General features: G+C 48.4%; 6 protein-coding genes. 1 reads left to right on the forward strand and 5 read right to left on the reverse strand.

Annotated elements, in window-relative coordinates; translation table 11 throughout:
* Positions 1–194: 194 nt before the first annotated feature.
* Entirely contained in the window at positions 195–3,101 is a 2,907-nt protein-coding gene (locus QUA13_RS29910) for a CHAT domain-containing protein (protein ID WP_333204402.1), read from the reverse strand.
* A 13-nt stretch (positions 3,102–3,114) separates the two neighbouring features.
* Positions 3,115–3,924, reverse strand: a complete 810-nt coding sequence (locus QUA13_RS29915; protein ID WP_333204404.1) for a Uma2 family endonuclease — start codon at positions 3,922–3,924, stop codon at positions 3,115–3,117.
* A gap of 233 nt (positions 3,925–4,157) precedes the next feature.
* Between QUA13_RS29915 and QUA13_RS29920 the strand changes: the two genes are divergently transcribed.
* The gene (locus tag QUA13_RS29920) at positions 4,158–4,367 is read left to right on the forward strand and encodes a hypothetical protein (RefSeq protein WP_333204406.1); all 210 of its coding nucleotides are present in this window, start codon (positions 4,158–4,160) and stop codon (positions 4,365–4,367) included.
* A gap of 209 nt (positions 4,368–4,576) precedes the next feature.
* On the opposite strand, the gene QUA13_RS29925 is transcribed toward QUA13_RS29920, so the two are convergent.
* The 3 genes from QUA13_RS29925 to QUA13_RS29935 form a co-directional block, all read right to left on the reverse strand.
* Positions 4,577–7,360, reverse strand: a complete 2,784-nt coding sequence (locus QUA13_RS29925) for a two-partner secretion domain-containing protein (RefSeq protein ID WP_333204407.1) — start codon at positions 7,358–7,360, stop codon at positions 4,577–4,579.
* A 52-nt stretch (positions 7,361–7,412) separates the two neighbouring features.
* Positions 7,413–8,015 (reverse strand): hypothetical protein, encoded by a 603-nt coding sequence (locus QUA13_RS29930; RefSeq protein ID WP_333204409.1) that lies wholly within the window; start codon positions 8,013–8,015, stop codon positions 7,413–7,415.
* Between the two features lie 113 nt (positions 8,016–8,128).
* Complete coding sequence (locus QUA13_RS29935; protein ID WP_333204411.1) at positions 8,129–10,150, reverse strand: ShlB/FhaC/HecB family hemolysin secretion/activation protein; 2,022 nt, start codon at positions 10,148–10,150, stop codon at positions 8,129–8,131.
* Positions 10,151–10,282: the final 132 nt, after the last annotated feature.

Genomic DNA, 10,282 nt, shown 5'->3' on the forward strand with positions numbered 1-10,282 from the left:
TTTTTGGCTGGCATACTTCTGGCTTTTCTGTGACTTGTGATTTATTATTATACCAGTTTTAATGCGAAACAGCTTAATCTTCTACCGGGAAGGGAGTAATGTGCGATTTTACCTGAGGCCTCAGCGCTGAAGCGCAACTACGAACCTTTTTTAAGGTTTGGATGTGGAAGAGTGGCATTTCAGGCAGCAGGATTCTATTTCCAATTCCCCACTAAAACGTAAGGTGCCCAGAAATATGGATGCTGGTATTTACTATCTTTCAACAGCTTTACCTGAGCGCGGCGCAAAGCTTCAGCTTTATTCACATTCTGATTTGATTTAGCTAGTTCGCTGTAGAATTCGCTCATAAACACAGCCGTACTTTCATCGTTAACTTGCCACAGCGTCGCTAGGGTGCTGCGGGCGCCCGCGCGCACCGCAACTCCCGCCAATCCCAAAGCGGCTCTGCTGTCTCCCGCCACGGTTTCGCAAGCGCTTAAAACGAGCAGTTCTATCGGTCTTTTTCGATCTGTTACTCGCAGCAAGCCATCTAAATCTTTAACATTAATTTGTCCGTTCCAGTCGAGAATAAATGTTCTTTCAGCGTTGGAACTAAACTGTCCGTGTGTTGCGATGTGAACTACAGGATAAGGCACTCGATTGATAATAGCTTGCAGGTTAGCTTTGGTAAAATTTTCATTTTCGCGCTTGTCATTATTCGGCAGTGTTTCGGCAATATCGTTCAATTCTCTTTGGACACCGGGCAGCGGATTGAGATTGTTTGCTTGAAAGCTGGGGGCATTAGTTGCACCAGCAATTAAGGCTCTTAACTGCGCTTGCGATAGAGGTTGCGGGTTTAGCAGTTGCAAACCGGGTGTGAGGGCGATCGCATATTTTTCTACTAAATATTGACTGCCGTCGTGCAGCACTGCCATCGGGATATTTCGCAATTCGCCGTCGAGGACAAAAACTAATATTTTGGCTTGGCTCTCTTGCAGTCCAGTTTCGATCGGGCGGATCAACCAATCATACACTTTTTGAGTTAAAGGCAAAAAGTTATTGCCGCTGGCTGTCGATTGAATTGAGGCATTTTTCTCGCCCGATCGCAATTCTATTAAAGTATTTTCTAGTTCTTGTTGAGTGACAACCTGACTGTTGTTATTGGGGTTCTTTGGAGTGTACAAAAGCAGCTTGCCGCCGGGCAAGCGGACTATTACTTCTAGCTGCTGTTCGAGGATAATTGGATAGATAATTGCAGCAGTGCGATCGACTTCATCGATTTGTTGGGTTTTGACATCTACGCACGCATCTTGAAAGAAGTTGTTGAGTTCTGCTATTTGCAGAGATTCGATTACATTTCTAGCTTGTTTCAGCGATTTTTGGCTGTCATCAATTTTGCCTTTACTGATTAGAGATTTGGCGACTTGCAAGTTCAGTGCGACTAATTGGCGGTAAACTGGTTCTACGCTATCCCGGAATGAAAATTGCACTTCGGGATTGATAGCTACTAAGTCGCTGCGGAGCGATTGCAAATTTTCAAAAGCATTGGTGTAAGCTGCAACTGCCGTCTCAATATACTTTTCGGCTGCTTCTGTATTTCCCAAGCTTTTCTCAATATCTGCTTGCGCTTTGCGGATGCGTCCCAACTGCCAGAAATATTGATAGGTAATGTCCGCTGCTTTGGAGGCTGAAACTAAGTTTAAAGCTTGGTTTGTCAAACTTTCTGCCGGTTGCCACAGTTTCGATCTTTCGTACAGAGTTCCTAAACTGCCAACCGCATAAGCTTCTGCTTTTTTATCGCCCAATATTCTAGCTTGTTCTGCTGCTTTTGTCAAGATTTTATTAATCTCGCTAGCTGTTGGCAATTGTAAAGGCAATCTTGCTGCGGTTGCCCCTCTTTTGCTCAGTTTGAAATAACTTTGAGCTAAGTTAATTTGAGCGTAAATTCCGCCTCTACTAACTGGCAAGTTATTAATTTCCGTTTGAATTGACGGCCACAAATCCCGAGCTTTTGTTAATTCGCCGTCTCCGATCCACGGCTGGCTTTCTAACAGCAAACTGAGTTGATTGAGTTGTGCTTGAATTTGGGCTGTTAGAGATGGAGATAGCTGTGCGGCTTCGCGGTAAAAGTTTAAGGCTGCTTGAGTTTTTAAGATAAGTATTGTGGTATCTTGGTCTTGGGCAGGAAGCAAGATTTGTCTTTCCACAAATGCTCTGGCTGTATTGCCCAAACTCAGCGTTGCTGTACTTTCCTCTAGGGGCGATCGCAAATTCCGGGCAACCGTTAAACTCGATTCTAAAATATTTTGAGATAGCTGCAAATCGCCGATCGCTCGCAGAATGTCTCCTAGACCGTGCATTGCATCAAATTTCAGCAGCGAATCCGGCCTGTTTGCGATCGTTTCTAACTTTTTGGTTGCGGTTTCTGGCGGTAATTCGTTTAAAGTTTTACAGTCTGGGATATCCAGCTCAAAAGCCTTGAGTAAAGTTTGGCAAGCTCTGGGATAAAGTCCCAAATCTTGCAAAGCTTGGGATTGATTTATCTGATTTTGAATGGCAGCGTCTTTGTTCCCGATTTGAGTATAAATTTCGGCGGCTTTTTGCCAAGTTTCGATCGCTGTTTGTGAGTCTCCGCTGGCTCTTTGCAGTCGCCCTTGAATGTCGAGGCTTTGGGCGATTATCCGCTTTTGCTCTGATGTTTTTTCTAATTTTTGCAGCAGATTGATGCTTTGGCCGATCGCAGATTTTGCCTGAGTCCACTGTCCGAGTTGCTGGTAGGTGAGCGACAGATTGCTGAGTGCCATTGCTTGATTTAAACTGTCGCTTTTGGCGGCAAATGCAGCAGCAGCTTGTTGCCAGATATTCGCAGCTCGATCGAACTGTCTCTGTTCGTAAAGTGTTTTAGCCTGCTGTACTAACTGCGGGATATTTTGTTGAGCTTGAATAATTGGGATTTGAGCTGTTGCCGAGATTACTGGCGGTACTGCCGTTGAGATGATAAATAATACAGTAAGTGCGATCGACCATTGTCGAGTGTAGAGTCTTTTGATGGCTCCAAACAGAGAGCTACTCCCCGAAATATCGAGTATTTTTTGAATTTTCCCCGTCTGTTTGCGTGCCATTTTCAGTTCTCAACTACAGTTCATCTGGATCGATCCCCATTGTCCTCAGCCTCTCGGCTAAACGCTCTGCTCGCTGGCGCTGTTGTTCGGCTTGCTGCTGGGCGAGTTCTTTTTCCTGGCGCTGTTGTTCGGCTTGCTGCTGGGCGAGTTCGGCTTGCTGCTGGGCGAGTTCGGCAGTCGTCGGAATCCAACAGCCACTAGCATCATACCAGCGCAGCCACGATCGCTCCAAACCTTCAAAAGCACCTTGCCAAATTCCCAAACCCAATTCGATCTCCGGCATCCACACCCGCGGCTGAGTTAAAATTAATTCTTGATAGCGATCGCCCGCTAACACAAAAGCCCGGAGATTATTTGTGGCTCCATCAAATACTATATAGTAAGGAACCCTGAGAATTTCTTCGTAAACTTGCCATTTAGTTGGAGGTTGAGCAACTCCTCTGACTGTTTGTCCCAAATCTTCGTTTTCTGTTCCCGGCGACACCAGTTCCACTACCACAAAGGGACTGACTTCTTCTTGCCAAATCACGTAAGATTTCCGCAATTCTTGCTGTTGGTAAAGCCTGTCAACCCCGACGACGCCAAACCAATCAGGCCTTTTGTACCATTGAGTGTGGTTCACATCAAAGTAGAGATTTAAGTCGCTGGCAACAAATACCCGATCGCTTGGATAATTACTAGGTTTAAAAGTATATTCTAAGCCGCGGGATTGCCAAAGATGAAATAGATCGGGCAAACCAGAATCCTCCGGGTGTTCGCTGGGAAGATCGTACATCGTCGGGAGTACGTTTTTTGGGGTTGGGGACTCTTCGGTTTGATACATAGTTGCTTGCCTCCTAGCTGCCGATCGAACAAACGCTAATTCACGCCGTGCGATCGATAAATTTAACTTTTTTTGGCATTAACTTTAGATTAACCGATCGGCGAAGGGGCGATCGTACCCAGCAGCAAAAATGCGATCGTCGGTTACTCTAACACGTTTCCCTAAAATTGCATCATTATTCATCAATCTTAATCATTATTGTTTTGGCTGATGTATTGCGATACACTAAACAGATGACAAAACCTGACAGAACAACAGTAGATATCAGAGGATTGCGCGAAAGAATAGCGACTGTTTCGGCTTTGCCAGAGTTAGCCGATCGCGCCCTGTCGTCTGTATTGCGAATTCTAGTTACCAAAGGGCTGGAATCTTATGAAGAAAAGTTAGCCCAAAGTACGCAGCAGCAAATTTCACAGCCAACAGACAAATCAAGCAATCACTGAACCCGATTTTACCAATAATTTATGCCTTAAATTAGTCAGGTGCGTCAGCCGATATTTTATCCGACTTAATCGCAAAACTATCTACTGACGCAGCCTACAAATAGTTACTCCTTATGACTTACGCACAGCCTCTAAATATAGAGTTTTGTAGGGGCAATCCCCCCGTGGTTGCCTCTAAATCTGGGTATGATGCGTAAGTCCTGGACTCTCTACTGACGCATCCTACAGGTATTAGTTGCGGGAGTTTGACGTTGACGATTTGTTCCCGTACCTGCGGGGTTATATCCAACTAAAATTAACTCCCCCCGTTCATTTTTAATCCACCCATTAGCCGCCACAATTATCGGCGCAGTTTCCCCGTCCCCGGCCCCGATATTTGGTTGGGACTGTGGCAGTGTTTGCACGGTATTTCCAGAATTTACAGGCGCGGCGGGTTCGACTAAATTGACTCGCACGCTGTCATTATTTAGCGCTTCGCCCGGATTCTCCGGCAAGCCGCCGCGTCCGGTAATTGTGAATTCGCTCGATCGCCCTCTTTCGCAGGGATTCTGGCCGATTAATGCCGCCGGATCGACAACGTTTTGCGGCAATTCTACTAACCCAGATGTGGGGTCAACGTCAGGAGTTACTACTGTCACCGTGCCGCTGAGGGCGGGGTCGGTTTGAGAAATTGCGAGGATATCGCTGGTAGACAAAAATCGCTGGCTGAAGTCGGCATCGAGAATTCGATCGCCTAATCTAGATTCTACTTGCTGTCTGGTCTGGGATCTCGACCCAAAAATTGCTTGAGAAGAAATGCGTATTTCTCCCCCTCCTCCATCTCTCGCATTGGCTGTAATGTCGCTATTTTCTAATCCAGCTAACGTGCCGACATTGAGACTAATATTGCCGCCGTCGGTATTCTGGGCATTAGTAGTAATCGTGCTATTTCGGCGCAGTTGCAATCCCGATGAATTTAATTTAATTTCAGCTCGCTTCCCGGCTTGGGTGTTGGCTTCAATGCTGCCTGTTTCCAAACGGATGTTGTCGGCTTTGATGGTGATGTTGCCTGCATTGTTCCGGAAAATTTTCGCTATTTGCTCCGGTTGCAGAGTCTCGCTGCTTGCGGTTATTTGGCCGCTGTTTCTGACAGCAACCGACCTAGCTGTGATGGTAATATTACCTCCACGACCGCCTTGCGCCCGATTGTTCACTGTGGCAAAAATGCCCGTTTGGCTGGCGGGATTGGTGGGGTTAATACCCGTAATTGTCACGCGATCGCGCACGTTGATGTTAGCATCGCCCGCGATCGATATTTGAGGCGGATTCCCGCCAGAAGTCGCCGTTTCCAACCGAGAACCATTGCTTAAGGAGAGCGATCGCGCGTTGATGGCAATTTTGCCACTGTTTCCCAGCACTTCGTCTCCCACCGTGGTGACAATAAAACCGCGATCGAGCGTCATCCCTTCGCGCACGTTAGCGATAACATTTCCCGCATTCCCCCGCGCAGCAGGCTTTCCGTCTCCCGCTTTTCTCGCCCCCGTTTCCAGCGACGCGCCATTTGTCAAGGAGAGCGATCTGGCAAAAATGCTGACATCGCCCCCATTCCCCAAAGCACCGCTATCAACTTCAGCTTCGATGCTGCTGCCGGCAGTCAGGGAAACCGCATCTCCCGCGCGCAAGGTAATTTGACCGGCATTTCCCTGTCCCGACGTACCCGTGCGCAGCTTAGCGCCGTCAGCGAGGGAAATTGAGCCGTTGGCGGCGGTAATTCTAATTTTACCGCTACTGCCGACAACGCCTCCGCCTATGTTGGCAACGATCTGAGTATTATTGTTATCAGTTACAGAATTGTTACCAGTTACAGATACGCGATCGCGCGCTTCCACAGCTATATTGCCCCCATTGCCTTGACCGGCGGGGTTTTGAGCGTCGGCTTTCCGAACGCCGCTCAACAGCACCGCACCGTCGCTCACAAACAGAGAACCCGCTCTCACTACGATCGACCCGGCATTGCCGATACCCCCGCTTTTAACATCGGTTTCCACCCGGGTGCCGGCGCCGGCGATCGCAACTGTATCCGAAGCGTTGATGCTGATACTTCCGGGTACAGCGCCCCCCAAATTGCGACCCGCGAGAATGCCCGCATTCAGAGAGCTCCCGGAGGCAATGTCTAAATTCCGGGCTGCGATCGCAATGCTACCTCTGCCGCTAGCTGAGACGTTCAGGCTGGCGCGGTTGTTCAGGGATACGTCAGCCCGGGCAGCGCGATCGGGAAAAATCAAGCCATTAGCGCCCAATTCAACTGTTCCCGCAGCCGCCAACCCTCCCACTTCAATTCGGCCGTCAGCAGCAGTCAAACTTCCTGCCGCTGAAATCGTCACTCCTGCCGTTCCCGGTGCGGTATTTTGCCCCCCCACTAAAGCCAAGATTCTGCCGTTTTGTACCTCAAGTTTGCCGCCTGTATTCAGAATCCCTTTTTCCGTTCCCCGAAATTGCAAACCTACAGGAATATTCACCGTTAACAGCGGCGCCGCTTGCGGATTTGCCGCACTAAAATTCGAGCCGTCTCTAAATACCAAACCGCTAGCAGTTGAGGCAAAAAAAGCACCGCCCACATCCAAACGCGCGTTCGGCCCGAAGGCGATACCGTTGGGATTGATCAAAAATAAATTGGCATTTCCCAAAACGCCGATCGTTCCCAAAATATTTGAAGCATTCCCGCCAGTCACCCTGGTCAAAATATTCTCAATTGCAGCGGGATTGGCAAAATAAACTGCTCTGCCCTCGCTGACGTTAAATTCTCGAAAACTGTGGAATAAATTAGCACCGCGAACCGCGCCTCCGTCTATGCGATCGCCCGGAATTCCTTTAATATCGACATTCGGCGCAACCAGAGAATTTTCTGCCCCTAAAGTCGTGTCTGGAACGAGATCCGCTGTTGCTGGAGTCGAACAGCACAAAGCAGCTAATTCTGCAAAGATTAATGCACTCAAGCCTAAATTTGATTTCATAAATTGGCGATCGACTATTTATCTAATTTTCCGCTATTATACTCAACTCAGATCACCTTTCCTCCATCATCCAAACGAGAAAACCCAAGATTTGTTCAACCGGAGGTAGCGGATAATCTGTAAGATCGATCGACACGCATTGCTCTTCTAGCTTAAGAAACCGCCAAACTGTACCGCTAGTAACAGTTCCGTAAATCGTCGAAATCGGCTGTTGCTTTTGTTGGTTAAAGCGTTGAGCCGCCACCATTTCTGCAAGGCATTGTCCTAGAGCGGGTTTCAGGTCTTCTTTCTTAGCTTCCACCAATATAACTGCTGGAGCTTTGATAAATAGTTGCTCCGGGGAACGGCTCAAGAGAAAGTCAACATAACCTGCGAGTTCAGCCTCCGGTTCTACATTAAATTCCTCGCCAGAGAAAACGCTAATCTGTCCTTGAAGTTGGCGTTTTACTTCCAGTAACACGGGATTGATAATGCCTTCTGAGCGGGCTTTTTCGCTACTCACTGCGATTGCCCAGGGAATCGTTTCTCTGAGAGTATCCTGTAGTAAAGAACTAGGAGTAACTGGGGAAATTTCTGGTAAAAATCGACCCCCTTCAACGATCGTGAGATGGAAAGCTTCTACTGCTTTGCTGATAGTAAATTTACTGTATGGCATAAATTTATTATTTTCAATGTTATATTATAACACTTCTGAATTACTTTAAGGACTTTCGATGCCGGTGCACCTAAGACTTATGTCTAATAGTGCGCATCTCACCTCAAAAAATCCTAAAAAAGATTGTAAATCACCGAAAAATAAATCCCCTTTTCTTGCCAAGTTCGATCGCTCGACTCGCCCGCATCAATCAGCGGCACTCCGTACTCCAAACGCCCGGTAAATTTGTCACCCAAACGCAACTGCAAACCCAAACCAGCACCCAGCAAATTATTCTCTTTCGGGTTATCATTACCAGAACTGTTCCAGCCGCGCCCGTAATCGACAAACGGCACAACTTGCAGTAGATTTCCGGCCCCGAAACGCGCCACCGGAACTTGCACCTCCGCCGAAAGCAACAGCCCGTTATCTGTCAGCAAAACATCCTGCCGGTATCCCCTGGCGTTGCGGAAACCGCCCAAACCAATTTGCTCTAAAGGCACGAGGGCCCGATTGGCTAACTGTACATCCGATCGCGCTACAAACAGCGTTTCAGGAGCCAAAAGCCGCACGTATTGCGCCTGTCCCCGCCACGCAAAAAAGCGGCTGTCAGGGGCTTCTGAGTTAATAGTTGCGCCGAAGGCGCCCAGGCCCAAACTGAACTGCGATCGCGCCGCCAAAACCGATCGCGGACTCCGCTGCGTCCACTCCTGAAAAAATCTCACAGCCGATACCCGAGTTCTCCCGTCCTCGTCGGCTCCCGGAGACAGGGGTTCGCTGACGCCGAGGAGAGTTGTCTGGCTTTCTTGAATCGATCCGCTTATACCTAGTGCGAATTCCTGCGACGCCGTTTGATACAAGGGCTGGCGGTAGGCTAGTTCGTACCTGTTCGACTTCCCGACAATCTCCAGCCGATCGAACGGCGGTTCCACCACATCGCTGCGGGTTCTGCCGTAACTCAAGCTGACAGTGCCGTTGCGGGGATTGACCGGCAAAGTATAGTTGATCTCGAAAGCGTTGCTCCCGGTAGTGTTTGTATAATTAACCCTCACTGCATCTCCCAGCCCGAGGGTGTTGGCTTGGGTGAAATCGACGCCGCGCCGGAAACTGCCGACGCTGGGCGATCGACCATTATCCAAAATCAGTTGAGCGCTGAGAGTTCTCGCGGGTTTGACTCTCACTTCAAGTATACTGAGTTCCGGGCGGGAACCCGCTTGCAGTTCCGCAGAGATATTTTGAATCAGCGGATCGAGCTGCAAAAGCTGCAAAGCTTGCAGCAAGCGGTTGGTGTTGAGAGGGCGGCGGGCGGCAAGGGCAATTCTGCTTCTCACATAGTTAGGGTCGAGCCTCCCCGTACCGCTGACGACAATATTTTGCAAACCGCCTTCGACAATTCGCACAGTTACCGCGCCTGCGGACAAATTTTGCCCTGCGGGAATCACCGCCCCAGAATTGATGTAGCCTGCATCGACGTAAAGCTTGGTAACAGCAGCTTCAGCTTGCAGCAATTCGGCAAAGGTAAGCGGTTTGTTGGTAAATTCTGCGGTAACTTTAGCTAATTCTTCGCTGCTGAAAGCTGTATTTCCCACAAACTCGAATTTTTCAACAATAACAGTACCGGGAATATCGGGCGTTTCTGGGGGCGGCAAAGGTGCTGGTACCGGGATATTTAAGGGAGGTTCCGGTGCGGGTTGCGGTGCGGGAATTGGCCGCGGCAGCGGCGGTTCGGGAGCGATCGGATTTGGGAGTTGCTGCGGCAGAGGCGGTTCGGGAACGATCGGATTTGGGAGTTGCTGGGCGGTAATTTCAGCGGCGATCGGTTTTTCTTTCTCGTTTTCAAACCCTACTTGCAAAGGCTTTTCCTGAAGTTCTACTTTTGTGTTTGCCGATATTTCAATATTCTCGCGATCGGAATTCAAATCTTTCTCGCTCTCAGGCAGCTTATCGTTAAATAATTGCGGTGCAACTGAATTCGATATTGCATCTCCTACACCAGCGGTATCGGTAACAAGAGTCGGATTTGCGATCGCCCCACCCTCTGCTAAAACTTTGAAAGGATTGCCAACAACCGTAAAAATTATCGCTGGCACAATCAGCCGAAAAAGCTGAAAATTTCTCATAGCAAAACTCCACCGCCCCACAATAGTTTCAATCATACAAGACTTATGCGCTAATCCTCAAAAACCCGGTTGATATTAAGTTGGGTGGATTTAATACCAATTTACTATGAAGTTGCACTTAATATAGCTTCAAGGATATAGTCCCAACCACAGAGGGATAAAACTTCT

This window comes from Microcoleus sp. S28C3, from assembly GCF_036700785.1.
Lineage (GTDB): Bacteria > Cyanobacteriota > Cyanobacteriia > Cyanobacteriales > Microcoleaceae > Microcoleus > Microcoleus asticus.

What these genes read in the sequence shown, in the direction of transcription:
- QUA13_RS29910 (WP_333204402.1), bottom strand. Translation starts at nt 3,101, where the DNA reads ATGGCACGCAAACAGACGGGGAAAATTCAAAAAATACTCGATATTTCG.
- QUA13_RS29915 (WP_333204404.1), bottom strand. Translation starts at nt 3,924, where the DNA reads ATGTATCAAACCGAAGAGTCCCCAACCCCAAAAAACGTACTCCCGACG.
- QUA13_RS29920 (WP_333204406.1), top strand. Translation starts at nt 4,158, where the DNA reads ATGACAAAACCTGACAGAACAACAGTAGATATCAGAGGATTGCGCGAA.
- QUA13_RS29925 (WP_333204407.1), bottom strand. Translation starts at nt 7,360, where the DNA reads ATGAAATCAAATTTAGGCTTGAGTGCATTAATCTTTGCAGAATTAGCT.
- QUA13_RS29930 (WP_333204409.1), bottom strand. Translation starts at nt 8,015, where the DNA reads ATGCCATACAGTAAATTTACTATCAGCAAAGCAGTAGAAGCTTTCCAT.
- QUA13_RS29935 (WP_333204411.1), bottom strand. Translation starts at nt 10,150, where the DNA reads ATGATTGAAACTATTGTGGGGCGGTGGAGTTTTGCTATGAGAAATTTT.